The organism is Falsiroseomonas stagni DSM 19981, from assembly GCF_900114315.1.
GTDB lineage: Bacteria > Pseudomonadota > Alphaproteobacteria > Acetobacterales > Acetobacteraceae > Falsiroseomonas > Falsiroseomonas stagni.
On the sequence record NZ_FOSQ01000006.1, the window covers coordinates 253,090 to 276,701 of the forward strand.

Annotated in this window: 25 protein-coding genes and 4 tRNA genes; 13 read left to right on the top strand and 16 right to left on the bottom strand. The window is 71.6% G+C overall.

What is annotated here, in order from left to right; translation table 11 throughout:
• Positions 1–6: 6 nt before the first annotated feature.
• From rplA to BM041_RS17165, 10 genes are all read right to left on the bottom strand, one after another.
• Positions 7–708 (bottom strand): 50S ribosomal protein L1, encoded by a 702-nt coding sequence (gene rplA / locus BM041_RS17120; protein ID WP_092961090.1) that lies wholly within the window; start codon positions 706–708, stop codon positions 7–9.
• Positions 709–711: 3 nt separating this feature from the next.
• On the bottom strand, positions 712–1,146 hold the full coding sequence (gene rplK, locus BM041_RS17125; protein ID WP_092961091.1) for a 50S ribosomal protein L11: 435 nt from the start codon (positions 1,144–1,146) through the stop codon (positions 712–714).
• 188 nt (positions 1,147–1,334) lie between these two features.
• Entirely contained in the window at positions 1,335–1,934 is a 600-nt protein-coding gene (locus BM041_RS30650; RefSeq protein ID WP_092961092.1) for a hypothetical protein, read from the bottom strand.
• Positions 1,935–2,061: 127 nt separating this feature from the next.
• Positions 2,062–2,598, bottom strand: a complete 537-nt coding sequence (nusG, locus tag BM041_RS17135; protein WP_092961093.1) for a transcription termination/antitermination protein NusG — start codon at positions 2,596–2,598, stop codon at positions 2,062–2,064.
• The gene (gene secE / locus BM041_RS17140) at positions 2,598–2,810 is read right to left on the bottom strand and encodes a preprotein translocase subunit SecE (protein WP_456303962.1); all 213 of its coding nucleotides are present in this window, start codon (positions 2,808–2,810) and stop codon (positions 2,598–2,600) included. The genes nusG and secE overlap by 1 nt, the downstream gene beginning before the upstream one ends.
• Positions 2,811–2,952: 142 nt before the next feature.
• A tRNA-Trp gene (locus BM041_RS17145) sits at positions 2,953–3,029 on the bottom strand.
• A gap of 65 nt (positions 3,030–3,094) precedes the next feature.
• Positions 3,095–3,505: an RDD family protein gene (locus tag BM041_RS17150; RefSeq protein ID WP_092961095.1), complete on the bottom strand. Its 411-nt coding sequence runs from the start codon at positions 3,503–3,505 to the stop codon at positions 3,095–3,097.
• Positions 3,506–3,644: 139 nt separating this feature from the next.
• Positions 3,645–4,832 carry an elongation factor Tu gene (tuf, locus tag BM041_RS17155; RefSeq protein WP_092961083.1) on the bottom strand — a complete coding sequence of 396 codons (1,188 nt, stop codon included), beginning with the start codon at positions 4,830–4,832 and terminating at the stop codon, positions 3,645–3,647.
• Between the two features lie 82 nt (positions 4,833–4,914).
• Positions 4,915–4,988, bottom strand: a tRNA-Gly gene (locus BM041_RS17160).
• A gap of 78 nt (positions 4,989–5,066) precedes the next feature.
• Positions 5,067–5,148: transfer RNA gene (locus BM041_RS17165), tRNA-Tyr, on the bottom strand.
• A 648-nt stretch (positions 5,149–5,796) separates the two neighbouring features.
• Here BM041_RS17165 and rlmB point away from each other — a divergent pair.
• The 3 genes from rlmB to BM041_RS17180 all read left to right on the top strand — a co-directional run bounded on the left by rlmB (position 5,797) and on the right by BM041_RS17180 (position 7,868).
• The gene (gene rlmB, locus BM041_RS17170) at positions 5,797–6,759 is read left to right on the top strand and encodes a 23S rRNA (guanosine(2251)-2'-O)-methyltransferase RlmB (protein WP_456303963.1); all 963 of its coding nucleotides are present in this window, start codon (positions 5,797–5,799) and stop codon (positions 6,757–6,759) included.
• Complete coding sequence (locus BM041_RS17175) at positions 6,756–7,523, top strand: 2-keto-4-pentenoate hydratase (protein ID WP_092961096.1); 768 nt, start codon at positions 6,756–6,758, stop codon at positions 7,521–7,523. Before rlmB ends, BM041_RS17175 begins: the two co-directional genes overlap by 4 nt.
• 117 nt (positions 7,524–7,640) lie before the next feature.
• Positions 7,641–7,868: a hypothetical protein gene (locus tag BM041_RS17180; protein WP_092961097.1), complete on the top strand. Its 228-nt coding sequence runs from the start codon at positions 7,641–7,643 to the stop codon at positions 7,866–7,868.
• On the opposite strand, the gene BM041_RS17185 is transcribed toward BM041_RS17180, so the two are convergent.
• The gene (locus BM041_RS17185; protein WP_092961098.1) at positions 7,800–9,434 is read right to left on the bottom strand and encodes a hypothetical protein; all 1,635 of its coding nucleotides are present in this window, start codon (positions 9,432–9,434) and stop codon (positions 7,800–7,802) included. The two genes, BM041_RS17180 and BM041_RS17185, sit on opposite strands and share 69 nt — an antisense overlap.
• Positions 9,435–9,595: 161 nt before the next feature.
• Between BM041_RS17185 and BM041_RS17190 the strand changes: the two genes are divergently transcribed.
• Positions 9,596–9,670 (top strand) — tRNA-Thr (locus BM041_RS17190).
• Positions 9,671–9,744: 74 nt separating this feature from the next.
• On the opposite strand, the gene BM041_RS17195 is transcribed toward BM041_RS17190, so the two are convergent.
• From BM041_RS17195 to BM041_RS17210, 4 genes are all read right to left on the bottom strand, one after another.
• Complete coding sequence (locus tag BM041_RS17195) at positions 9,745–11,751, bottom strand: HWE histidine kinase domain-containing protein (protein WP_092961099.1); 2,007 nt, start codon at positions 11,749–11,751, stop codon at positions 9,745–9,747.
• 157 nt (positions 11,752–11,908) lie between these two features.
• The gene (locus BM041_RS17200; protein WP_175533996.1) at positions 11,909–12,604 is read right to left on the bottom strand and encodes a hypothetical protein; all 696 of its coding nucleotides are present in this window, start codon (positions 12,602–12,604) and stop codon (positions 11,909–11,911) included.
• 26 nt (positions 12,605–12,630) lie between these two features.
• The gene (locus tag BM041_RS17205) at positions 12,631–13,428 is read right to left on the bottom strand and encodes a hypothetical protein (RefSeq protein ID WP_092961100.1); all 798 of its coding nucleotides are present in this window, start codon (positions 13,426–13,428) and stop codon (positions 12,631–12,633) included.
• Positions 13,429–13,546: 118 nt separating this feature from the next.
• On the bottom strand, positions 13,547–14,020 hold the full coding sequence (locus tag BM041_RS17210) for a CYTH domain-containing protein (protein ID WP_092961101.1): 474 nt from the start codon (positions 14,018–14,020) through the stop codon (positions 13,547–13,549).
• A 65-nt stretch (positions 14,021–14,085) separates the two neighbouring features.
• On the opposite strand from BM041_RS17210, the gene uvrB reads away from it, so the two are divergent.
• The 3 genes from uvrB to BM041_RS17225 all read left to right on the top strand — a co-directional run bounded on the left by uvrB (position 14,086) and on the right by BM041_RS17225 (position 17,752).
• Entirely contained in the window at positions 14,086–16,317 is a 2,232-nt protein-coding gene (uvrB, locus tag BM041_RS17215; protein WP_092961102.1) for an excinuclease ABC subunit UvrB, read from the top strand.
• A 134-nt stretch (positions 16,318–16,451) separates the two neighbouring features.
• A complete protein-coding gene (locus BM041_RS17220) occupies positions 16,452–16,682 on the top strand; it encodes a hypothetical protein (protein WP_092961103.1) in 231 nt (76 codons plus the stop codon).
• 107 nt (positions 16,683–16,789) lie between these two features.
• Positions 16,790–17,752, top strand: a complete 963-nt coding sequence (locus tag BM041_RS17225) for an ABC transporter substrate-binding protein (protein ID WP_092961104.1) — start codon at positions 16,790–16,792, stop codon at positions 17,750–17,752.
• 17 nt (positions 17,753–17,769) lie between these two features.
• Here BM041_RS17225 and BM041_RS30655 read toward each other — a convergent pair whose 3' ends face one another.
• Positions 17,770–18,231 carry a hypothetical protein gene (locus BM041_RS30655; protein WP_092961105.1) on the bottom strand — a complete coding sequence of 154 codons (462 nt, stop codon included), beginning with the start codon at positions 18,229–18,231 and terminating at the stop codon, positions 17,770–17,772.
• A gap of 96 nt (positions 18,232–18,327) precedes the next feature.
• On the opposite strand from BM041_RS30655, the gene BM041_RS17235 reads away from it, so the two are divergent.
• From BM041_RS17235 to moaD, 6 genes are all read left to right on the top strand, one after another.
• Entirely contained in the window at positions 18,328–19,116 is a 789-nt protein-coding gene (locus BM041_RS17235) for an SDR family oxidoreductase (RefSeq protein WP_092961106.1), read from the top strand.
• Positions 19,113–19,508 carry a dihydroneopterin aldolase gene (gene folB / locus BM041_RS17240; RefSeq protein WP_092961107.1) on the top strand — a complete coding sequence of 132 codons (396 nt, stop codon included), beginning with the start codon at positions 19,113–19,115 and terminating at the stop codon, positions 19,506–19,508. Before BM041_RS17235 ends, folB begins: the two co-directional genes overlap by 4 nt.
• Positions 19,509–19,839: 331 nt before the next feature.
• A complete protein-coding gene (gene uvrC / locus BM041_RS17245; protein ID WP_092961108.1) occupies positions 19,840–21,846 on the top strand; it encodes an excinuclease ABC subunit UvrC in 2,007 nt (668 codons plus the stop codon).
• Between the two features lie 57 nt (positions 21,847–21,903).
• On the top strand, positions 21,904–22,539 hold the full coding sequence (gene pgsA / locus BM041_RS17250) for a CDP-diacylglycerol--glycerol-3-phosphate 3-phosphatidyltransferase (RefSeq protein ID WP_092961109.1): 636 nt from the start codon (positions 21,904–21,906) through the stop codon (positions 22,537–22,539).
• 25 nt (positions 22,540–22,564) lie between these two features.
• On the top strand, positions 22,565–23,329 hold the full coding sequence (locus tag BM041_RS17255; protein WP_092961110.1) for a hypothetical protein: 765 nt from the start codon (positions 22,565–22,567) through the stop codon (positions 23,327–23,329).
• Between the two features lie 30 nt (positions 23,330–23,359).
• Entirely contained in the window at positions 23,360–23,611 is a 252-nt protein-coding gene (gene moaD, locus BM041_RS17260) for a molybdopterin converting factor subunit 1 (protein WP_092961111.1), read from the top strand.
• The last annotated feature ends 1 nt before the right edge of the window (position 23,612 follow it).

Here is a 23,612-nt window from a genome sequence, read left to right on the forward strand (position 1 = left end):
CAACACTCAGCCGCCGGAAGACAGGCTCGCCACATCCACCTTCAGGCCGGGGCCCATGGAGGAGGAGAGCGAGACCTTCTTCACATATGTGCCCTTGGCACCCGTCGGGCGGGCCTTCTGGATGGCGTCCACGAAGGCGCGGGCGTTGGCGACCAGCGCTTCGGCCTCGAAGCTCGCCTTGCCGATGCCGGCATGGACGATGCCGGCCTTCTCGGCGCGGAACTCCACCTGGCCGGCCTTGGCGGCCGTCACGGCGCCCTTCACGTCCATCGTCACGGTGCCGAGCTTCGGGTTCGGCATCAGGCCGCGCGGGCCGAGCACCTTACCGAGGCGGCCGACGAGGGCCATCATGTCCGGCGTCGCGATGCAGCGGTCGAACTCGATCTTGCCTTCCTGCACCAGGGCGGCCAGGTCGTCCGCGCCCACCACGTCGGCGCCGGCGGCCTTGGCTTCCTCGGCCTTCGGGCCGCGGGCGAAGACGCCCACGCGGACCGTCTTGCCGGTGCCGTTCGGCAGGCCGACCACGCCGCGGACCATCTGGTCGGCATGGCGCGGGTCGATGCCGAGGTTCATCGAGATCTCGATCGTCTCGTCGAACTTGGCCTTGGCGTTCGCCTTGGCGAGGCTGATCGCCTCATCCAGCGCGTAGGACTTCTCCTGGTCGAGACCAGCGACGATCGCCTTGAGGCGCTTGCCCTGCTTTGCCATGACTCAGCCCTCCACCACGGTCATGCCCATGGCGCGGGCGGAACCCGCCAGCATGCGCACGGCGCTGTCGATCTCGGTGCAGTTCATGTCCTTCATCTTCACCTTGGCGATCTCGACCAGCTGGGACTTGGTGACGCGGCCGACCGTCGGGCCCTTGCCCGGCGTCGTGCTGCCCTTCTCGATCTTCGCCGCCTTCAGCAGGAAGTAGGTGTTGGGCGGCGTCTTGGTGATGAAGGAGAAGGTGCGGTCGGAGAACGCGGTGATGACGACGGGCGTCGGCGTGCCCGGCTCCATCCCCTGCGTCGCCGCATTGAATTCCTTCACGAAGGCCATGATGTTCAGGCCGCGCTGGCCGAGCGCCGGGCCCACGGGCGGGGACGGGTTCGCCTTGCCGGCCGGGATCTGCAGCTTGATGTAGCCGACGATCTTCTTCGCCATGATCAGTCCTCTGTTGGTGGCAGAGGCCCGCGGTTCGAACGACCCGGTCGCCCGGCTCTCCCGCGTTCCAATGTCAAATTTCGCACAACGCCGAACGGCCCGGGAAACCCGGGCCGCTCTGCGGAGGCGGGCGTATAGCGGGGGGGCTGGGGTGAGTCCAGCCCCGTCGCGTCATCCCCGCCATCAGGTCAGGGGCCGACAGCCGCCGATGCCCGCTGGGTGCGGAGTTCCGAAAGCCTGGCTTCCGTCGCCGCCCGGTCGGCCGCGCGGCGGTTCTCGCAGCCGGTGTCGCCGGCCCCGCAGGCCGGGCGCGCGGCCAGCACCGCCTCGCCGAAGGCGGTCGCCTCGGCTTCCCGCGCATCGAAGAAGGCGTCGCGCGCGGCGGCATCGGCGAAGCGCTGCGGCGCCAGGCGCACGGTCACCGCATCGGGGTAGCGATACAGGTCGCCGCTGGCGCTGGCCGCCATGATGCCGACCAGCCCGCCGGTCAGCGCATAGGCCGCCACCATCGCGCCGTCCTGGCGGGAGGCGGCGTCGAGCCGCGCCGGCAGGTGGTTCGGCGCCTCGCAGGCAATCGCGATCGGGTTCGAGGATTTCGGCACGCTGGCCACGCCCGGCGTGGCCGCGACCTGCGCGAGCACGGCTTCGCCCTGCGTCACGCGGCAGGCGGCACCGACGGGCTCGCTCGATACGGCGATGTTCTGGCGGAAGCCGCTGCCACCACCGCAAGCCGCGAGAAGGGGGAGCAGCAGGAATGGCGCCACGCGGCGCCCGGCACTGAACGACATGTCAATTCCCGGCCTGGATCGGGGCTCTATCCACCCCGCGGGACAGATAGCATGTCGTTTCGACTATACAACGTATTCCAGCGTTCCGCTGGTGCGGAGGGCCTGGCCGCGCCCTCCGCGGGTCAGGTCAGAGCTTCTCGACCTGCCCGTATTCCAGCTCGACCGGCGTGGAGCGGCCGAAGATGGAGACGCTGACCTTCACGCGGCCGCGTTCCTCGTCCACTTCCTCGACCGTGCCGTTGAAGCTGGTGAAGGGGCCGTCGGCCACGCGGACCTGTTCGCCCACCTCGAAGACGATGGCGGGGCGCTTCGGCTTGTCGGCGCCGTCCTGCACCTGCTTCAGCATCCGCTGCGCTTCCGATTCGCGAATCGGGGTCGGGCGGTTCTTCTCGCCGAGGAAGCCGGTCACCTTCGGCGTATTCTTCACCAGGTGCCAGGCGTCGTCGGTCATTTCCATCTTCACCAGGACGTAGCCCGGGAAGAACTTGCGCTCCTGGTTCGTCTTGGTGCCGCGGCGGACCTCGACCACCTCCTCGGCGGGCACGAGAATCTCCTCGAACGCGTCGGCCAGGCCCTTCTGGGCGGCCTGCTCACGCAGCTGCTGGGAGATCTTCTTCTCAAACCCGGAATAGACGTGGACCACGTACCACTTCTTGTCGGCCATCACCCACCCACCCCGAACAGCATCCGCATCGCGTAGGCGATGATCTGGTCCACCACCAGGAAGAACACCGCCGCGGCGGCCGACAGGGCGAGCACGAGGCCGGTCGTGATCAGCGTCTCCTTGCGCGAAGGCCAGGTGACGCGGGCCACTTCCTGCCGCACCTCGCGGACGAACAGCGCGGGATCGAGCTTGGCCAAGACGGGCCCCTTCACGGTGTTGACGATGACACAACCCGAACACCGGGACGGTCACCCGGACCCCGGTGCCCGGGACTCCCGATAAAGTCCCGGCCTGCGCGTCCGCCGGCCCCCCGGGTTTCGGGGGGCCTGCGGCCGCGAAGACAGCGCGGCCGGCTGGCAGGGGCGGAGGGTCTCGAACCCCCAACCTCCGGTTTTGGAGACCGGCGCTCTAGCCAATTGAGCTACGCCCCTCTGGGGCCGCGCGAGGGCCGTGACTTATATCAGCGGCAACGGCCTGTCGAGAGCACCCGCGTCAATCAGCGCCTTGTCTTCACCACCAGCGTGCCGCCGATCTTGTCGTGCCAGGTCTGGCGGCGGGCATCCCACAGCATCCAGAAATAGCCGAGGCCGAGCGGGATGGCGGAGACGATGTAGCCGAGGTAGCGCAGCACCAGCCGGCCGATGGGCGGCGTCCCGCCGGTTTCGGCATCGATGATCCGGATGCCGAGCGCCAGCTTCCCCGGCGTGGCCCCGCGTTCCACCCAGAACAGCAGCACCACCAGGCCGGTGATGACGTTGCTCATCAACTCCCCGGCCGCGGAGATCGCGCCCCCGTTCACTGCCTCCGCCAGCACGCCCAGCAGGAGGGCGAGCGGCAGCAGCCAGATCAGGTCGATGATGTTGGCGAAGGCGCGGCGCCAGAAGCCCGCCAGTTCCTGCTGTTCCATACCGTCTCCGCCGCAGCGACCACGAAGCCCTACGACCGCGCCCCCTGCCTTGTCGAGGGACGCCTGCCCCGGGCCGAAACGAAAAAGGGCGGGCCGCCTGCGCGACCCGCCCCCAGCCCTCCCCGGCGGGAAGGACGCCTTACTTGACGATCTGGGCGACGACGCCGGCGCCGACGGTCCGGCCGCCTTCGCGGATCGCGAAGCGCAGGCCCTGGTCCATCGCGATCGGCGCGATCAGCTCCACATCCATCGTGATGTTGTCGCCCGGCATCACCATCTCGACGCCTTCCGGCAGCTTCACGATGCCCGTCACGTCCGTCGTCCGGAAGTAGAACTGCGGACGGTAGTTCGTGAAGAACGGCGTGTGGCGGCCACCCTCTTCCTTCGTCAGGATGTAAGCCTCGGCCTTGAAGCCGGTGTGCGGCGTGATCGAGCCGGGCTTCGCCAGCACCTGCCCGCGCTCCACATCCTCACGCTTCGTGCCGCGCAGCAGTGCGCCGATGTTGTCGCCCGCCTGCCCGCTGTCCAGCAGCTTGCGGAACATCTCCACGCCCGTCACCACCGTCTTCACGGTGTCCTTCAGGCCGATGATCTCCACTTCCTCGCCGACCTTGACGATCCCGCGCTCCACGCGGCCCGTCACCACCGTGCCGCGGCCGGAAATCGAGAACACGTCCTCGATCGGCATCAGGAACGGCAGGTCCACCGGACGCTCGGGCTGCGGGATGTAGCTGTCCACCGCCGCCATCAGCTCCAGGATCGCCTTCTCGCCGATCTCGGGCGTCTTGTCTTCCAGCGCCGCGACCGCCGAGCCCTTGATGATCGGGATGTCGTCGCCCGGGAACTTGTAGGAGGAGAGCAGCTCGCGCACCTCCATCTCCACCAGCTCCACCAGGTCCGGATCGGCCAGGTCCATCTTGTTCAGGAACACCACCAGCGCCGGAACGCCGACCTGGCGCGCCAGCAGGATGTGCTCACGCGTCTGCGGCATCGGGCCGTCGGCCGCCGACACCACCAGGATCGCGCCGTCCATCTGCGCGGCACCCGTGATCATGTTCTTCACGTAGTCCGCGTGGCCGGGGCAGTCGACATGCGCGTAGTGCCGGTTCGTCGTCTCGTACTCGACATGCGCCGTCGAGATCGTGATCCCGCGCGCCTTCTCCTCCGGCGCCTTGTCGATCTGGTCATACGCCGTGAAGGTCGCACCACCCGTCTTCGCCAGAACCTTGGTGATCGCCGCCGTCAGCGACGTCTTGCCATGGTCCACATGCCCGATCGTGCCGATGTTGCAGTGCGGCTTGTTCCGCTCGAATTTCGCCTTGGCCATCTGCCCTGTTCCCGCTCTCGCCCGGGGCTGTCCCGGAGATCTGTTGCTGTCCCGCGCGCAGACCGAGCCCCGCCAGCCCGCGTGGAGCGGGTGAGGGGAATCGAACCCCCGTAGCCAGCTTGGAAGGCTGGTGCTCTACCATTGAGCTACACCCGCGCCGCGACGCCGGAATGCGGCGCTGCGCCGCCCGGTGGTTCCGGGTTGCGCCTCATGCGCGGCGGGCCTGGGGAGATATGGAGGGGGTTGGATTCGAACCAACGTAGGCTGAGCCAGCGGATTTACAGTCCGCCCCCTTTAGCCACTCGGGCACCCCTCCGCAGTCCGTCCCGGACCTGCCAGCTTGAGCGGCCGGGGCTTTGCCCGGTCGCGGGCCCGCTGTCAACGGCGCCTTGGGCGATAACGGCCTGAAGTGCTGGACAGGGTGGCTCGGGCGCGCGACATGGGCGGCATGGCCCGTACCCCGTCCACCCCCCCGCGTTCGCCCCGTCGCCCTTCCCCGGATGGGGCGTCCCGAGGGGCCCCCAAGGGGCCTGGCAAGGGGGCTCCACGCGGCGCCCCCCGCCCGCCACGCGGCGAAGGCCGGCCCGATTCGGATGGCGCGGAACGCCCCGGCCGCTTCGGCCCCCGGCCCCTGGTCGGCAAGCCGCATCGCCAGAAGGGTGCTGAGCCAAGTCGGGATGAACGCCCGCGGCCGACGCGGGATGAGCGCCCTCGCCCGTCCCGCGACGAACGCCCCCGCCCAACCCGGGATGATGGCCCCCGCACCGCACGGGAGGATCGCCCGCGGCCGGCGCGCGACGAACGCCCGCGCACGAACCGCGACGAACGCCCGCGCACGAACCGCGACGAACGCCCGCGCACGAACCGCGACGACCGCGCCCGTCCGACGCGCGACGATCGCCCCCGCCCCGCCCATGCCGACCGGCAACGCGAGGATCGGCCCCGCGAGGATCGGCCCCGGCCGATGCGCGAGGTCACAGGCTTCCCCACCCCGCTCCGCGCACCGCGCGAGGAGGTCGAAGGCGCCCCCGCGCCGCGTGGCCGCGACCGGCGCGGCATGGGCGATGTGAAGCCCCGGCCGGTGGAGCCCGCCGTCCCGGTGAAGCTGCCCCGCCCCTCCCAGGCCGCGATCCAGCGGGATGCGGCGCCGGGCGGCACGATCTGGCTGCATGGCCTGCACGCCGTGGCCGCGGCGCTGTCCAACCCCCGCCGCCGCCCTCGCCGGCTGCTGCTGACGATCGAGGCCGAGGCCGCGCTGGAGGAAACCTTCCCGAAGCCCTGGCGCCTGACCGCCGAGCGGGTCGAGAAGAACCGCTTCCAGACCTTCCTGCCGGAGGATTCCGTCCACCAGGGCGCCGCCCTGCTGACCGAGCCCCTGCCCCCGCTGCCGCTGGAGGATTGCATCGCGACGCGCCCCGGCCCGGTGCTGGTGCTGGACCAGGTGACGGACCCCCGCAATGTCGGCGCCATCCTCCGCTCCGCCGCCGCCTTCGGCGCTGCCTGCGTCGTCATGCAGGACCGCCACGCGCCGCCGGAGACGGGGGCGCTGGCCCGCGCGGCCTCCGGCGCGCTCGAACTCGTGCCCATCGCGCGGGAGGTGAACCTCTCCCGCGCCATCGTGGGCCTGCAGCGCGCCGGCTTCTGGGTGCTGGGCCTGGCAGGGGAGGGCAAGCGCACGCTGGCGGAAGGCGTGGCGCGCGACCGCCGCATGGTGCTGGTGCTGGGCGCGGAGGATGCGGGCCTGCGGCGCCTGCAGCGGGAGACCTGCGACGAGCTGGTGCGCCTGCCGATGGCGCCCGGTGTCGAAAGCCTGAACGTCGCCGCGGCCGCCGCCGTGGCGTTGTACGAGATCGCGCGCGGCGCGCCGGAACCGGTGGCCGCGATTCAGCCGGACACGACCGGCGAGGAAGAGGACACCGAGGAATGACCAGCCCCGCCGCCGCTTCCATCCTGGCAGCCCGCCACGGGCGCCGCCTGCTCGTGCCGCTCGGCGATGCGGCGCCGGCCGATGCGGCGGCTGGCTATGCCGCGCAGCATGAGGTCGCCGCGGCAATGGGCGCGGTGCCGCCCGCCGGCTTCAAGATCGGCGCGACGACAAAGCAGATGCAGGCCTATCTTGGCCTCACGGGTCCCGCCGCCGGCTTCGTGCCCGCCGGCGGCCTGAACGCCACGCCGGCGCGGCTGCGCTTCGCCGATTTCGTCGCCCCGGGCGTGGAATGCGAGGTCGGGCTGCGGCTCGGCGCCGACATCCCCTTCGGCCCCTGCACGCGGGACCAGGCCGCGGCCGCGGTGGCGGAGGTGTTCCCGGCCATCGAAATCGTGGAGAAGCGCTATGGCGACCTGGCCGCACTCGGCACGCCGACGCTGATCGCGGACCAGGTCTTCCATGCCGGCGGCGTGCTCGGCGCGCCGCGCGCGGGCTGGCGGGACCTCGACCTCGGCGCCACGCGGGGCCGGATGGAGGTCGGCGGCAGCCTCTATGGCGAAGGCGTCGGCGCCGATCTGCTCGGCCATCCGATGGAGGCGCTGGCCTGGCTGGCGGGGTCCGGCGCGGCGCAGGTCTTCGGCGGGCTCAAGGCCGGCCAGGTGGTGTTCCTCGGCTCCGTCACGCCGCCCGCCTGGATCGAGGGCCCGACGACGGTGCTGGTGGATTTCGACACGCTCGGCCAGGTCTCGCTGGAATTCACGTGACGCGCGGGTGACGGGCGGCGCGCATTCATCATCGCGCAACCCGAATCGGGCATTCTGTCCCTGCCGCGACCACCCGGGCGGCGACTCGCCAGAAAGGCATCCTTTCACGGGAAAGCCATGCGAATCGCCAACTGGAACAACCTGCCCGAGGATCTGCAGCTCGTGCTCTCGCGCGAAGCGCTGCGCCGCGCGGCGGAGACCCTCGCGGAACACGCCGAGATGCTCGCCGAGGAGATGGAAAGCGGCACGCTGTCCGACCGCGGCGGGCCGGATGCGCTACGGCTCTTCGCCGCCGTGGTGCGGGCGACCAATGACGACGCCTTCGGGCAGGTCGGCCACGCCTGAACCCGAAGCGGGCGCGGCCTGGAACACCCAGGCCGCGAAGCCGCGGCGCGCATCACGCCAGGGCGACGCGGCCTCCCGCCAGGCGGGGTCGGCGCGAAGCGTTGCCAGCGCGGCTTCCGCCTGCCGCGCGCCATCCCTGTCCGTGATGCCAAGCAGCACCAGGCGGCGGTAGCGCGCCAGATCCGCGTTCAGCGGCGCGGACTGCAATCGGCGCAGCAGCAGCATCGGCTGGTCGGGCGGTGCCTCCCGCAGCGTAGCGACGACGATGCCGACGCCGTCATTGCCGCGCGGCACCAGCAGCAGGCTGTCCGGCCCCAGCGCCGGCGCCAGCGCCGCCAGGGCATCGCGATAGGCCTGGCGCGTCGCGGGGTGCAGCGCCATGCCGGCGATACCCGCCCCCTGCACCACCAGCAGCAGCCCGAGCCCGGCCATCGCCGCCCGCGGATGGCGCTGCGCCAGCGCCCCGGCGGCACCGGCCAGCAGCAGCGCCCCGAAAGGCGCGGCGAAGGCGAGGTAGCGGAGCTCCACCGGGGTGTTACCGGCCAGGGCGCCCAGCAGCAGCAGCCCCGCCGAGGGCGCCGCGAAGGCACCGAGCCAGAGCCACCGCGTCGGCCCGAGCCCCCGCCAGCGCCAGGCGACGGCGATCGCCCCGGCCAGCAGCAGCGCGGCCAGCGCGGCCCCCAGCACGACGCGGCCCGAGCCCTCCGCATACAGCGGCAGCCCGCCGAACAGGTTGGCGGCGTTGAACTGGCCAAGCAGCTTCAGGGCGGGCAGCAGGGCGAAGGGCTCGAACTGCTCCGGCCGGCTGCCACGTTGCGGCAGGAAGTAGCTCAGCGTGGCGAGTTGCATCGCCAGGAACGGCACCGCCGCAGCTGCCATGAGCTTCACCCGCGCCCAGCCAAGGCCGGGGGCGATCAGCAGCCACCCCAGCAGCGCTGCCGCCGGGAAGGCAGCCAGGTAGTTCGTGAAGGTGGCAAGCCCCGCCGCGAGCCCCGCCGCGCCGGCGCTGGCCAGGCCCATCCGGCCGCCGCCCCGCCGCCACGCCACCACCACCGCCAGCGCCGCCAGGCCCAGCAGCAGCTGTGCCAGCGCGAAACCCCGCGCCACACCGCCGGTATAGGCGAAGCCGTAGGACAGCGCCGTCAGCAGCCCCGCTGCCAGGGGCGGAAGGCCCGCCACCCGCGCCGCGGCCATGAAGGCCGCGACGGCGCCTACGGCACAGAGCACCGAGAAGGCCCGCAGCGCCCCGAGATCCGTGACGCCCGCCTGGCGCAGCAGCCCCGCCGCCCAGAAATAGAGGGGCGGGTGCACATCCGTCTCCCGCAGTTGGCGAGAGACCTCGGCCGGCGGGACCACCGCCTCCAGCAGCGGCGCGACGTCCCGCGGCGTGAAGGGGGCTTCCGGCCAGCCGGGGCGCGGGACGGGGGAGGTGACGAGGCTGGTATAGCCCTCGTCATATTCGGCGGAGCGCAGCAGGGCGCCCCCGCCGACGGCCAGCGTGGCGACCAGCAGGACGATCGCCAGGGCGGCGCGCGAGCCACCCTGGCGCAGAAGGACCGGAACCATGTGGCGAAATCCCCGCAATGCCGTCGCGGAAGACGCGGCAGCGGTGGCGGCGATGCCGGCACCCCGCACAAAACACCGTGACCGCGCGACCGATTCGCGGATGACGTGGCGGCGCCGAAGCGGTTGAGCGCGCGGCCCGGGCGCGCTAGTGCTGCGGCGGGGCCGGGTTAGCACAGCGGTAGTGCAGCGGTTTTGTAAACCGAAGGTCGGGGGTTCGATCCCCTCACCCGGCACCAGTCTTTCCGCCGGATTGCGGCGGTCAGCCGCGTCAGGCCCCTGCCCCCTACCCGCATTCGCCCGGACAGCGTGGCTACCCCAGCATCTCGATCGGCTCGGCATCGATGGCGGCCGGGCGGCCGGGGCGCGGGAAGCGCAGGCGCCACACCAGGCCCTCGCGCCGCATCTCACGCTCCGCCTGGCCGCGGAGGTCATGCGCCACACAGCGGTCGATCAGCTTCCCGCCGAAGCCGCGCCGCACGGCATGCGCCACGGGATGCTCCGCCGCCTCCGCCCATTCCAGCTCGATGAAGCCGTCCTCCGCCAGGCGCCACTGGATGGAGACGCCCCCCCCGGCGCCCGGCCGCAACGCGCCATGCTTGGCGGCATTCGTCGCCATCTCATGCAGCACCAGGGCCATGGCCAGGGTCTGCTTGGCCGGCAGGGGCACGGAGGGGCCCTGCCAGCGCACGATCTCCCCGAAGGGCGCCAGGGTGGCGGCGAGCAGGGCGGAGAGTTCCACCGCGCCATCGGCGGAATCGAACAGCGCGTCCTGCGCGCGGGCCAGATGGGTCAGGCGCCCGGAGAAGGCCTGCCGGAACTGGTCCAGGGTCTCGCTATGCGACAGGGTCTGCGCGGCCACGGCCTGCACCACGGCCAGTGCGTTCTTCACGCGATGGCGCAGTTCAGCCGTCAGCAGCGCCTGCTGGCGCTCGGCATGGCGCCGCGCGCCGATATCGAGGAAGGCGGCCACGGCCATCCTCTCCCCCCCTGCCGCGGCCACGGGGGCCGCACTGACCGAGAGCGTGGTCTCGCTGCCATCGGCGCGGCGCAGCGGCAGTTCCAGCCCCTCCGTCGCCAGGCCCTCCGCCACCGCGCGCCGCAGCGGTTCCGCCAGCGGTTCGGGATCGTCGCCATCCGCGGGCGGGGGCAGCAAGGCGCGGGCACGGGCGTTGCGATAGGTCTCCCGGCCGGAGGGAATCGCCGCCAGCACCACCGCGACCGGCATCTGGTCCAGCACGGCGCGCAGACGGGCTTCCTCCTGCCGCAGCAACTCCTCCCGCAGCGCCACGGCGTCCGCCATGGCGTTGAAGCCGGCGGCCAGGCGGCCGACTTCCCAGCCCTGCGTCGCCGCCGTCCGCGCGCCGCGATCGCCCGCCGTCCAGCGGCGCATGGCATCCAGCAGCCGGTCCACGGGATCGCGCAGCGCCAGGCGCCCGAAGACCCAGGCGGCAACCAGGGCCGAGACCAGCCCGGCCAGGATCATCAGCACCGCGCGTTGCGTCGCGCGGTCGATCTCCGCGAAGGCGGCCTCCGTGCCGTAGCCCGCGCTGAGATAGAGACCGGGCAGCGGCGGCGCATCGATCGGCAGATAGGCGAGCATCCGGTGCGTGCCGTCCTGGCTCATCGCCTGGATCACCCCCGATTCCGGTGCGTGGACCAGGTGCCGGAAGGCCTCGGGGATGCGCGTGCCGATGAAGCGCTCCGCCTGCGGGTAGCGGGCGACGATCACGCCATCCCGGTCCGCCACGGTGACGGACCCGGCGGGCGGCAGGGCGCCGGAGACGACGAGATTCGCGGAAAGCCAGGAGCCGTCGAAGCTCGCGATCGCCACGATGGCGGGCACGCCGGCTTCCATGATGGGCAGCGCGACAGGCAGGAAGGGCGGCCTGTCGCGACTGGTGACGAGTTCCCCGACCTGGAACTGGCCGGTGGCCAGGGCCGCCTGGAAATAGGCACGGTCGGCGATGTTGCGCGGCGGTCCTACACCGTTGGAACTGCAGATGATGTTGCCTTCCGCATCCGCGATGCCGATGGAGCCGTAGCGCTCCATCCGGCCATTCAGCGCCGCCAGGCCCTCCGAGCATCCGGGAAAGGTGCCGTTGCGCAGATGGGCTTCACCCACCGCGGCCAGCATCCCCCGCGCCCCTTCGAGCAGGCGCGCGACCTCCGACGCGGATTGCAGGGCGAAGCGCCGCGCTTCCTGTTCCACGCCCGCGATGCGGGACTCGCGCAGCGCGACCTCATGCCAGGCCTGGATGGCCAGCGCGGGCAGGACGGCGGCTGCACAAAGGCCAATGATGCGCGACGAAAGGCGCATGCGGCGCCGGCTCTCCCGTGGGGCACGAATCGATCGCGCACTGCGCGCAATGTCCCACGGCAAACCATCGCTGTTGCCTCACAAGCGCGTGGCCCCGGGCCTTGCGGGGCCCGGGGCCGGTCAATCCATCGCGCTCAGGGGCAGGAGCGCGGCTGCGTCAGGCGACGTCGCCGCGCCGGTCCCGGATCGGGTCATTGGCACCCGGCACGGTATCCGCCATGCGGACGCCGCTGGGGTGCACGACACCGGCGGTGCTGCCGGTGGTGGCGGCGCCGAGCATCGGGTCCGCGGGGACGCCGCCGGCCCAGCCTCCTTCGCGCCATTCGGATTCCCGGCGTTCCATGTCCACGGGGTTGTGGCCCTCCAGGATGCGCTCGGCCTCCGCCGCGCGGACATCGTCGGTGCGCACCACCACCAGGTGGCCGCCGCGGCGCAGGCCCTCGCTGTAGGTCGCGGCATGTTCCTCCGGCAGGCCGGAGGAGGTGAGCGCGCCGAGCAGCCCGCCCGCCGCGGCGCCGACCCCGGCGCCGGTCAGCGCGGCGATCAGCCAGCCCGCCGCGACGACAGGGCCGATGCCGGGGATGGCGATGGCGCCGAGGCCCGCGAGCAGCCCCGCGCCGCCACCGACCACGGTGCCGAGCGTGGCGCCCGTGCCCGCGCCGGAGTTGTCGGCATCGCTGCCCGAGACGGAATCGGCCCGCCCGCCGGCGATCGAGTCATTCGCCGCTGCCGCGTCCTGGTTGCCCATGTAGGTGACGTCGTCATGCGGGAAGCCGGCGGCCTCCAGGTCCCGCACCGCCGCATGGGCGGTGGCGGAGGTGTCGAACATGCGGGCGATGGTGCGTGAAGCCATGATGGTCTCTCCTTGGAAGGGGCGGGTCACTGCGTGGCGACGACGTTGCCCTGGTAGTCCAGGGCCACGCTGGTCTGCTGGCCGTTGCGCATGGCGCGGCCGCGCCAGATGCCCTGCTCGTCCAGGCGCAATTCCTGCACGTCGTTGAAGCCGGCATCACCGATCCGGGCGCGGGCCTGGCCCTCGGTGAAGGAATTCGCGCCGGCGACAGGGGCCGCGGCGGTGCGGGGTGCGGTGTGCTGGGTGGTGGTGGCCGGCGGGTTGGTGCTGGCGCCGCCGCCCTGCGTCGCCGGGCCGGGGGTGGTGGCGCCTGTGGCGGCGCCAGTACCCGGCGTCATCGGGTCGGCCGGGCGGGCCGGCGTGCTGCCGGGCGGGTCGCTCTGCGCGCGCATGGCGGGGGCGGCGCCCGGCGTCATGCCCGGCGCGGTGCCGCCCGGCACGGCGGTGCCCTGCGCCGTGACACCCGGGCGGGGCGCGGAGGGATCGGCCGGGGAGCTGCTTCCCGGCAGCGCGCCGGCGGCCTGGGACTGGACGGCGCGATCCACCTCCGTATTCGTGGCGCCCATGCCCGGCGCCTGGTTGGCCCGGCTGCCCGGGGGCATCGGGCTGGGGTTCACCTGCTGCGCGGTGGGGCGCTGGCCGGGGGTGGCGCTGTTCATGCCGGGCGCATCGCCCGCGCGGCTGCCCTGCGGCATGGAGGACGGATTGCCACGCTGGGGGGTATCGGGCGTGGCGGGCGTGACGGATTGGGCGAAGGCCCCGGCCGTGGTGAAGCCCAGGGTGGCGATGATCGCACCCGCGATGACGGTCTGCCTGCTGCGCATGGCCTTGTTCCTCCTGTGGCGCGCGATGCGCCTTCCAGGAGATCAACGGCAGCGCGCCGCTATTGTTCGTCTCGGCGGCGGCACGAGGGCGCACAGCACCGCGAGCGCAAGGACCCGCTCAGCCGGGCCGGCCCTGGCTGATGAGGGCGGCATTGGCATAGGCCGGGTCGCCCGTGACCTCCCGCCCCAGCCAGGGCGGCAGGGGCGGATCGGCGTCGGCGGCCTCCATCTCCACCTCCGCCAGCACCAGCCCGGCCAGGCTGGCGGGCGATTCGAAGACGTCGATGGTCCAGACATGCCCCTGATAGGGAACGGACCACCGCGCCTTGGCCAGCGGCGGCGTCGTGCAGAGGGCGAGCATCGCCTCCGCCTCCTCCGGCGGGATCGCGTATTCGAATTCGGCGCGGACCAGCCCGCCCGGCCCCTTCACGGTCAGGAAGGCGTCCGCGCCGGCCCGGCGGATTCGCACCGTGGCGCCTGTGGCGCCGGGGGCGGAGAGGTAGCCCTGGCGGATCGGCACGGGTAGGCCCGACGCCGCCGCGCGCCAGCCATCGCCCGCCACCAGGAACTTCCGCTCGATCTCGATGCCCATGCCGGTTCCCGGAGTGAAAGAGAAGGCTACCGGAAGGGCAGCCATGCGCCCACATTAGGGGCGCGATGAACGTCATGTCCCCCGTCCAGTTCTTCCCCGAGAAGCGCCCGGTGCCCGAATCGGGCATCCCGCTGAAGGTCGTCTCCCCCTATGAGCCCGCGGGCGACCAGCCCACGGCCATCGCGACGCTGGTGGAGGGCCTCCGCAAGGGGGAGCGTGACCAGGTGCTGCTCGGCGTCACCGGGTCCGGCAAGACCTTCACCATGGCCAAGGTGATCGAGCATGTGCAGCGCCCGACGCTGATCCTGGCGCCGAACAAGACCCTGGCGGCGCAGCTGTACGGGGAGATGAAGAGCTTCTTCCCCGACAACGCGGTGGAATACTTCGTCAGCTACTACGACTACTACCAGCCCGAAGCCTATGTGCCGCGCACCGACACCTACATAGAAAAAGACGCCCAGATCAACGAACAGATCGACCGCATGCGGCATTCCGCCACGCAGTCGCTGCTCGAACGGTCGGATGTCGTGATCGTCGCCTCCGTCTCCTGCATCTACGGCATCGGGTCGGTCGAGACCTATTCGCGCATGGTGGTGAAGCTGGAGCGTGGCGGCAGGATCGAGCGCGACCAGCTCATCAAGGGCCTGGTCGAGCAGCAATACCGCCGCAACGACAGCGCCTTCCAGCGCGGCACCTTCCGCATCCGGGGCGAGACGGTGGATATCTGGCCGTCCCACCTGGAGGACCGCGCCTGGCGCGTGAACCTGTTCGGCGACGAGATCGACGGCCTCAAGGAATTCGACCCGCTGACGGGGGAGATCACGGCGGAGATGGACCGCGTCTCCATCTACGCCAACAGCCACTACGTCACGCCGCGGCCGACGATGCAGCAGGCCATCATCAGCATCAAGGCGGAGCTGAAGGAACGGCTCGCGGAGCTGACGGCGCAGGGAAGGCTGCTGGAGGCCCAGCGCCTGGACCAGCGCACGACCTTCGACATCGAGATGCTGGAGACCACCGGCAGCTGCAAGGGGATCGAGAACTACAGCCGCTACCTCACGGGCCGCGCGCCGGGCGATCCGCCGCCGACGCTGTTCGAATACCTGCCGGGGAATGCGCTGCTGATCGTGGACGAAAGCCATGTGACCGTGCCGCAGATCGGCGGCATGTATCGCGGCGACTTCGCGCGCAAATCGATCCTCGACGAATTCGGCTTCCGCCTGCCGAGCTGCAAGGACAACCGCCCGCTGAAGTTCGAGGAGTGGGAGGCCTATCGCCCCGACACGCTCTTCGTCAGCGCGACGCCCGGGCCGTGGGAGATGGAGCGCACCGGCGGCACCTTCGCCGAGCAGGTGATCCGCCCGACCGGCCTGGTCGATCCCGTGACCGAGATCCGCCCCGTCGAAGGCCAGGTCGATGACCTGCTAGCGGAATGCAAGGAGGTCGCGAAGAAGGGCGGCCGCGTGCTGGTCACGACGCTGACCAAGCGGATGGCGGAAGACCTGACGGACTACATGACGGAAACCGGCATCCGCTGCCGCTACCTGCACAGCGATGTCGACACGCTGGAGCGGATCGAGATCATCCGCGACCTCCGCCGCGGCGTCTTCGACGTGCTGATCGGCATCAACCTGCTGCGGGAAGGGCTCGACATCCCGGAATGCGCGCTGGTGGCGATCCTGGACGCGGATAAGGAAGGGTTCCTCCGGTCCACCACCTCCCTCATCCAGACCATCGGGCGCGCCGCGCGCAACGCGGAAGGGCGCGTGGTGCTCTATGCCGATGTCATGACCAACAGCCTGAAGAACGCGCTGGGGGAGACGGCGCGGCGCCGCACGCGGCAGCAGGAATGGAACGCCGCCCACGGCATCACGCCGCAAAGCATCAAGCGCGACATCTCCGACGTACTGCAATCGGTCTATGAGCAGGACTACGTCACGGTGGAGGCAGTGGAGGGCGACAGCACCGCCGAATTCGTCGGCAAGGACCTCGGCGCTGCGATCCAGGAGTTGGAGAAGCGCATGCGCGCCGCCGCCGCCGACCTGGAATTCGAGGAAGCCGCCCGCATCCGCGACGAGATCAAGCGGCTGGAGGCGCTGGAACTCGGCCTGCAACCCAACCTGGCCGGGCGATCGCTGCAGGACAGCGCGCCCACCGGCGCGAACGGCTCCGCCAGCACGGGCAAGGGGGGGCGGGCGAAGCAGGATTGGAAGCCGAAGCCGCTCGGCCCCGGGGGCGGCGGCTACGACCCCGACAAGGGGCGCGGGGGCAAGGGCAAGGGGCGCGGCCGGCGCTGATCCGCGGCGGGCGTTCCGTTCCGGTCGCCGGACCGTGATCGCTCATGGCGGGGAAAAGGCAGGCTTCGCCGTATCCCCGCCGCAACCGCCCGCTGTATTGCGCGTGGCCCCGCAAACCACATGGGAGATTCCGCATGCCGTTCCTGTCGATCCGTTCGCTCTCGCGCCTGGCCCTGGCCCTGGCCCTGATCGCCCCCCTGGCCGCCTGCTCCGGCATGAACCGCACGCAGCAGCGGGCGCTGTCCGGCGGCGCGATCGGCGCGGCGGGCGGCGCGGCCATCGGCGCGCTGACCGGCGGCTCAGCCGTCACCGGCGCGCTGATCGGTGGCGCGGGCGGTGCCGCGGTGGGCGCCATCACGCGCTGACCGTCGCTTCCCGCGCATCACGGTGATGCGCGGATGGCCTCGGCTTGCGCCATCCGGCGGGATGGCTACCCTTGCGGGCACAGGAGGCCCTCGGGGGAACAACAGCGATGCGTCGCCGCCTTGTCCTGGCCGGGACCCTGGGGGTGGGCGCGTTGGGCGCGCCCCGCGTGCTCCGCGCGCAGACCTTTCCGCGGATCATCATCGGCATGTCCGGCTGGCCGGGCTTCGCACCGCTGACGCTCGCCGAACAGGCCGGGCTCTTCCTTGCCCAGGGGCTGGAGGTGGAGACCCGCTTCGTGCCGCAGCGTGACCGCGCGGCGGCGCTGGCATCCGGCAGCCTGCACGGCGTGGTCACCACGCTGGACACGCTGCTGGGCTGGGCGGCGACGATGCCGCTGCAGCAGGTGCTGGTCCTGGACCGGTCGCGCGGCAGCGACGGCATCGCTGCACGGCCCGGGGTGCAGGGCTGGGCCGATCTGCGCGGGAAGCGCGTGGCGGTGGACCGGCCCGGCAGCACGCCCTTCTTCGTCCTGGCCTGCATGCTGCGGGAGAACGGGCTGGGGCTGGACGCGCTGCGCCTGGAAACCCGCAACCCCCGCCTGGCCGCGCAGGCGCTGGCGGAGGGTGAGGTGGATGCCGCGGTGACGACGGAACCCTATCTCGGCCAGCTGCGCGAATTGGGGCCCGACCGGGCGCGGGTCCTGGCGACGACGCTGGACCACCCCTGCGTCGTCGATACCCTGGCCTTCCCCCCCGCCTTCACCGAACGCAATCCGGAAGCCGTGCAGCGCGTGGTCCGCGCCTGGTTCGCGGCGGTCGCGATGATCCGCCGCGAACCGGACCGGGCGCATGAAATCATGGGCCAGCGCACCCGCCAGACCGCGGCGGAATTCGCGCGCAGCGCCCGGCATTTCGACTGGCTGGACCCGCCCCGCAACCGCGCCTTCGTGGCGTCGGAGCTGCGCCCGCTGGCCGAGCGGTCGCTGGCCGTGCTCCGGGATACGGGCGTGCTGCGGGCGGATATCGACCTGGATGCGCTGCTGAACGACCGGTTCCTGCGGGGGGTGTAGCCCCTCGCGGTCGCGTTTCAGCGCAGGCCGACGCCACATTCCGACAGCAGCGCGGTGGGGTTGCCGCGCGCGGTATTGGCCACGCGGGCGACGCGGGCTGAATCCTCCCCGGGCAGGGTGCGAATCAGGCAGCTGCCCAGCGCCGTCATGTCCAGCGTCAGCCCGCATTGCCGCGCGGCACCGGCGACGCGGGTGCAGAAGGCGCGCTTCTGTTCCGGGGTCTGCTGGCCGAACACGCCCTGGAGGGCGGACATGGTGGACGGCGCATGACCGCCGCCGCCCTGTCCCTGTCCCTGTCCCTGTCCCTGCCCCTGGCCCTGGCCCAGCGCACCGCCAAGGGCGCCGCCGATCCCGCCCCCCTGGCCCCCACCCTGGCCTCCGCCGAGGTTCGGCAGGCTGAACCCCTGCGCCAGGGCCGGACCCGACAGGCCCGGCGCGATCATCGCCATGCCGGCCAGCACCACCAGAACCTTGCGCATCACGGCTTCCCCCCAAGCTAGCCCCAGCCTTCGGCGCCTTCCCGCGCCGGGTCAAGATTGGCCATCCGCCCCGGCGCGGGCTATCAGCGAGGTTCCATGCTCCTCTCCGACGTCATCCCGCGGTCGATCCCGCGCACCGCCTTCGTGACCGGGGGGGCGAAGCGGCTGGGCCAGGCGACGGCGCTGGCCCTGGCGGAAGCGGGCTTCGACATCGCCATCCACTACGCCAGCTCCGGCCCCGAAGCGGCGGAGACGGTGGCACGCATCCAGGCCATGGGCCGCCGCGCCATCGCGCTGCAGGCGGATCTCGCGCTGGAGGCCCAGGTGGTCGGGCTGATCCCGGCGGCGGAGGCCGCATTCGGCCCCATCGGCGTGCTGGTGAACAACGCCTCCACCTTCGAGCGCGACGAATGGGACGATGCGACGCGGGAAAGCTGGGATCGGCACCTGGAGCCCAACCTCCGCGCCCCCTTCGTGCTGGCCCAGGCCGTGGCGAAACGGCTGCCGGCGGGGGCGGAGGGCGTGGTGGTCAACCTCCTCGACCAGCGCGTCTGGTCGCTGACGCCGCATTTCATCTCCTACACCGTCTCCAAGGCCGCGCTCTGGACGCTGACGCAGACGCTGGCGCTCGCGCTCGCGCCGCGCATCCGGGTGAATGGCGTGGGGCCGGGCCCGGCCATGCCGTCACCACGGCAGAGCCAGGCACAGTTCGACCGGCAATGCGCCTCCGTGCCGCTGAAGCACGGGACGAGTGCCGGGGAAGTGGCGCGCGCGGTGCTCGCCATCCTCGCCTTGCCTTCCATGACGGGGCAGATGATCGCCCTGGATGGCGGGCAGCATCTGCAATGGGCGCCGGTGGCCGGCGCCGCGGAGATCGCTGAATGACCTATGCGCCGCAGGCGGAATCCGGCCGCCGGGTGGTCTTCGTCCGCGGCCTGGAACTGATGGCCCGCCTCGGCATCCATCCGCATGAGAAGGCGGGCCCGCAGCGCATCGTGCTGGGGGTGGAGCTGGTGGTGCAGGACGATGCCGCGCCGGCCGCCGTCGGCCCCGATGATTTCCGCCGGGTGGTCGACTACGCCCGCCTGGTGGAAACGGCGCGGGAGGTGGTGGCCGCCGGCCATGTGCTGCTGGTGGAAACCCTGGCGGAGCGCGTGGCCCTGGCGGCGCTGGCCGATCCGCGGGTGGAGCGGGCGCGGGTGACGGTGGAAAAGCCCGATGCCTTTCCCGATGTCGCCTCCGTCGGCGTGGTGGTGGAGCGCATCCGGGGCGGCTGAGGCGATGTTTGTCGCCCGCGCAAGGGTTTGGCGCATGACTTTTCCACCGGGCTCACGACCGCGCGAGTTTGGTTTTTCGTGTCAATGCCGAAGATGGGCTTGACGTCGCCGACAAGAATTGTGCAGTCCTTAAAGCATGATGAATCAAGGACTTAACAAAACAGCCCAAAAACTAGGCAATGCTATGTGACTGGCGGATGACGGCCATTTCCGCCCCTCCCGACACCACTCACCCACAGAGTTTTCCACAGCTTCGGTGGACAAGATGGTCGGGGCTTAAGCCGCGCTTCATCCGTCGCCGGGACACCAGCCAGACCCCACCTGACAGCCCATGAACGAGCCCGACAACCCGCCCCCGCCGCCCGAGGAAGCCGACGCCCCCGTCATGCCCCCCGTCATGCAGGGCGTGGAGGTGATCGAGGCGATGCTGCGCACCCTGCCGCTGGCGCCCGGCGTCTACCGGATGCTCGATGCCAAGGGCGATGCCCTCTATGTCGGCAAGGCGCGCAGCCTGAAGAAGCGGGTGGTGGCCTATACCCAGGTCGCCCGCCTGCCCGAACGCTTGCGCCGCATGGTGTTCGAGACCAGGCGCATGGAGGTCATCACCACCGCGAGCGAGGCCGAGGCCCTGCTGCTCGAGGCCAATCTCATCAAGAAGCTCCGCCCGCGATTCAACATCGTGCTGCGGGACGACAAATCCTACCCCTGGCTGGTGATGACGGAGGACCACCCCTATCCCCAGATCGCCAAGCACCGCGGCGAACGGCGGAAGGGCGCCAGCTACTGGGGGCCCTTCGCCAGCGTCTGGGCGGTGAACCAGACCCTCACGGCCCTGCAGCGCGTCTTCCTGCTGCGCTCCTGCCGGGACACGGTCTTCGACAGCCGCACCCGCCCCTGCCTGCTGCACCAGATCAAGCGCTGCTCCGCCCCCTGCGTGGAGCGCGTGAGCCGGGAGGATTACGGGGCGCTGGTGCGGGAGGCCAAGGAGTTCCTGTCCGGCGGCATCCCGACCATCCAGAAGCGCCTGGCGACCGAGATGGAGGAGGCCGCCGAACGGCTGGAGTTCGAGCGTGCGGCCTCCATCCGCGACCGCATCCGGGGCCTGACCCATGTGCAGGGCAAGGACCGCATCAACCTGGATGGGGTGAACGACGCCGATGTGGTGGCGCTGCACCAGATGGCGGGTCAGTCCTGCGTCCAGGTGTTTTTCTTCCGGGGCGGCCGCAACAACGGCAACCGCCCGTTCTTCCTGTCCCACGCCAAGTCGGAACAGCCGCCGGAGGAGGTGCTCGGCGCCTTCCTCGGCCAGCTCTATGACGACCTCCCCCCGCCGCCGCTGGTGCTGGTCAGCCACGACCCCGTGGATGCCGACCTGCTGACGGAGGCGCTGAGCCTCAAGGCCGGTCGCAAGGTGGAGATCCACCGCCCCCAGCGCGGCGAGAAGAAATCCGCCGTGGAGCACGCCGCCACCAATGCGCGGGAGGCGATCGAGCGACGGATGGCCGAAGGCGCCGCGCAGGCCGACCTGCTGGCCGGCGTCGCGCGGGTGTTCGACCTGCCGGACACGCCGGAGCGGATCGAGATCTACGACAACAGCCACACCATGGGCACCAACGCCTATGGCGTCATGGTCGCGGCCGGCCCCTCCGGCTTTCTCAAATCGGCCTACCGGAAATACGGCATCAAGGGGCCCTCGGGCGGCGCCCGCCCACCCACGGCCGGCGGCACCGCCGGCACCGCGCCGACGGGCGGCACCGCCAGTGCCGCGCCGACGGGCGGCGACGACTTCGCCATGATGCGGGAGGTCTTCGAACGCCGCTTCGGCCGCGCCCTGAAGGAGGATCCGGGGCGGGAGGGGGAGGGCTGGCCCGACCTGGTGCTGATCGATGGCGGCGTCGGCCAGCTTTCGGCCGCGCGGGACATCCTGAACGAGATGGGGCTGCACGACATCCCGCTGGTCGGCATCGCCAAGGGGCCGGACCGGGATGCGGGCCGCGAATGGTTCCACCAGACCGGCAAGGACCCCTTCCAGCTGCCGCCGCGCGATGCCGTCCTCTACTACCTGCAACGCCTGCGGGATGAGGCCCACCGCTTCGCCATCACCACCCACCGCGCCGGACGGTCCAAGGCGATGGTGCGGTCGGAACTGGATGACGTGCCGGGCGTGGGGGCCGCCATCAAGCGCCGCCTGCTGAACCACTTCGGATCGGCCCGCGGCGTGCGACAGGCCGGGCTGGAGGATCTGGAGAATTGCCCCGGAATCGGCCCCGCCGTGGCGCGGCGCATCCATGGGCATTTCCACCCGGGGGCCGGGACGGGTAGGATGGGGGACGCATGACCCTCTCCCCCGCCCCCCGCCCCACTCCCAGCGCCCCTTCCGGGACCGGATGATCGCGTGCCGACAGACCTGCCCAACCTGCTGACGCTGTCGCGCATCGCCGCCATCCCGCTGCTGGTGGTCTTCGCGGCCATCCGCGAACCCTGGGCGGACCTCGCGGCCTGCATCATCTTCTCGGTGGCCGCGATCACCGATTATTTCGACGGCAAGCTGGCCCGCAGCCGGAAGCAGATCAGCGATTTCGGCCGGATGCTGGACCCGATCGCGGACAAGCTGCTGGTGGGTGCGGCGCTGATGCTGCTGGCGGGGATGGGGCGGCTGACCGATTTCGGCCTGTTCCCCGCCATCGTCATCATGCTGCGGGAAATCCTGGTCAGCGGGCTGCGGGAATACCTGGCGGGGCTGTCGCTCGGCCTGCCGGTGACCAAGCTCGCGAAATGGAAGACAGGCTTCCAGATGGGCGCGCTCGGCACGCTGCTGGCGGGCGATTCGGCCGCGCCGCTGGTCGGGCTGGGCTGGCTGCCGGTGTCCCTCATCGGCGAACTGATGCTGTGGACGGCCGCGGTGCTGACCCTGCTGACGGGGTGGGACTATCTCCAGGCCGGGCTCCGCCACGTCACCGGCACCGCCACCCCGCCGCGGGACGTGCCGGGGGATCCCGGTGGCCAGCCCGCACAAACGCCGTTGCACTGATGGGGCCTACCCCTTGAGGCTCGCCATGGTGCAGCGCATCTTCGCCCCGAACACCGCGATCACGGGAGCCGTCATGGCCGCCGCCCCTTCGACAACCCTCCCCCCCGCCTCCCTGGCCGCCCCCTTGGCCGGCCCGCGTCGTGCGCGGCTGCCATCCCCGGTGCTGGGCCTGGCCCTGCTGGCCACCGCCTGCTCGGGCGACCTCTCCTCGGTCGGCTCCAGCATCTCCGCCGGCTTCGATAGCCTCTGGTCGCCCTTCATGGGCCCGACCAATGTGGTGGCTTCAGATAGCCTGACGGTACAGCGGGTGCGCGGCGCCGATCCGACGGTGGACCCGCTGGTGCCGGAGGCCGGCAATGTCTGGCCGGCGGCCGAAGCCCCGCGGCCGACGCTGCTCGGCGGGCCGGATGAGGCGATGCGCAACATCCCGGACTACCGCCCGAGCCTGATCGATGGCGCCCCTGCCGCCACCTCCCCGGTGCCGACGCCGGGCGACCGGCCGGCGCGGCGCAGCTCGTCAACGCCCCCGGCCAGCCCCGGCGCGCCCGGCGACTTCGCCCGCAGTCCCGCGACGCCGGCCTCACCGGGCGCCCTGTCCCCGCCCCCGCCCCGCGTCGAGGGCCGGGCGCTGACCAGCCCCTCCGGCCAGGCGGCGACGGGGACGGCCGGCACCAGCCGCGTCCAGGGATTCACCAGCCCGCAGGGCGGCGGCGCGGTGGTGCGCGACGGCAATGTGGAGACCTGGATCGGCCCCGATGGCCGCACCAGCACCCGCATCGTGCCCAACTGAGCATCCCTTACTGACAGGCAGGGTGGCGTATTGAAGGTCCTGTATTTCGCCTGGGTGCGGCAGCGGATCGGCGTGGCGGAGGAGGATGTCTCCCCGCCCGCGACGGTGCGCGACGTGGCCGGGCTGGTCGCCTGGCTGGCGACGCGCGGGCCGGGCTACGCGCAGGCCTTCGCCGATCCGCGCCAGGTTCGTGCGGCGGTGAACCAGGATTTCGCCACGCCCGACGCCCCCGTGGCACCGGGGGATGAGGTCGCCTTCTTCCCGCCCGTGACCGGCGGCTGAC

Excerpts from the sequence above, each read along its gene's own strand:
- BM041_RS30655 (WP_092961105.1), bottom strand. The coding sequence starts at position 18,231 with ATGCGCAAGGTTCTGGTGGTGCTGGCCGGCATGGCGATGATCGCGCCG.
- BM041_RS17220 (WP_092961103.1), top strand. The coding sequence starts at position 16,452 with ATGCCGTTCCTGTCGATCCGTTCGCTCTCGCGCCTGGCCCTGGCCCTG.
- BM041_RS17205 (WP_092961100.1), bottom strand. The coding sequence starts at position 13,428 with ATGCGCAGCAGGCAGACCGTCATCGCGGGTGCGATCATCGCCACCCTG.
- BM041_RS17210 (WP_092961101.1), bottom strand. The coding sequence starts at position 14,020 with ATGGGCATCGAGATCGAGCGGAAGTTCCTGGTGGCGGGCGATGGCTGG.
- BM041_RS17180 (WP_092961097.1), top strand. The coding sequence starts at position 7,641 with ATGCGAATCGCCAACTGGAACAACCTGCCCGAGGATCTGCAGCTCGTG.
- BM041_RS17185 (WP_092961098.1), bottom strand. The coding sequence starts at position 9,434 with ATGGTTCCGGTCCTTCTGCGCCAGGGTGGCTCGCGCGCCGCCCTGGCG.
- rlmB (WP_456303963.1), top strand. The coding sequence starts at position 5,797 with ATGCGCGAGGTCACAGGCTTCCCCACCCCGCTCCGCGCACCGCGCGAG.
- BM041_RS17200 (WP_175533996.1), bottom strand. The coding sequence starts at position 12,604 with ATGGCTTCACGCACCATCGCCCGCATGTTCGACACCTCCGCCACCGCC.
- BM041_RS17150 (WP_092961095.1), bottom strand. The coding sequence starts at position 3,505 with ATGGAACAGCAGGAACTGGCGGGCTTCTGGCGCCGCGCCTTCGCCAAC.
- rplK (WP_092961091.1), bottom strand. The coding sequence starts at position 1,146 with ATGGCGAAGAAGATCGTCGGCTACATCAAGCTGCAGATCCCGGCCGGC.
- rplA (WP_092961090.1), bottom strand. The coding sequence starts at position 708 with ATGGCAAAGCAGGGCAAGCGCCTCAAGGCGATCGTCGCTGGTCTCGAC.
- tuf (WP_092961083.1), bottom strand. The coding sequence starts at position 4,832 with ATGGCCAAGGCGAAATTCGAGCGGAACAAGCCGCACTGCAACATCGGC.
- BM041_RS17225 (WP_092961104.1), top strand. The coding sequence starts at position 16,790 with ATGCGTCGCCGCCTTGTCCTGGCCGGGACCCTGGGGGTGGGCGCGTTG.
- folB (WP_092961107.1), top strand. The coding sequence starts at position 19,113 with ATGACCTATGCGCCGCAGGCGGAATCCGGCCGCCGGGTGGTCTTCGTC.
- nusG (WP_092961093.1), bottom strand. The coding sequence starts at position 2,598 with ATGGCCGACAAGAAGTGGTACGTGGTCCACGTCTATTCCGGGTTTGAG.
- BM041_RS17255 (WP_092961110.1), top strand. The coding sequence starts at position 22,565 with ATGGTGCAGCGCATCTTCGCCCCGAACACCGCGATCACGGGAGCCGTC.
- BM041_RS30650 (WP_092961092.1), bottom strand. The coding sequence starts at position 1,934 with ATGTCGTTCAGTGCCGGGCGCCGCGTGGCGCCATTCCTGCTGCTCCCC.
- BM041_RS17175 (WP_092961096.1), top strand. The coding sequence starts at position 6,756 with ATGACCAGCCCCGCCGCCGCTTCCATCCTGGCAGCCCGCCACGGGCGC.
- BM041_RS17195 (WP_092961099.1), bottom strand. The coding sequence starts at position 11,751 with ATGCGCCTTTCGTCGCGCATCATTGGCCTTTGTGCAGCCGCCGTCCTG.
- uvrC (WP_092961108.1), top strand. The coding sequence starts at position 19,840 with ATGAACGAGCCCGACAACCCGCCCCCGCCGCCCGAGGAAGCCGACGCC.
- uvrB (WP_092961102.1), top strand. The coding sequence starts at position 14,086 with ATGAACGTCATGTCCCCCGTCCAGTTCTTCCCCGAGAAGCGCCCGGTG.
- BM041_RS17235 (WP_092961106.1), top strand. The coding sequence starts at position 18,328 with ATGCTCCTCTCCGACGTCATCCCGCGGTCGATCCCGCGCACCGCCTTC.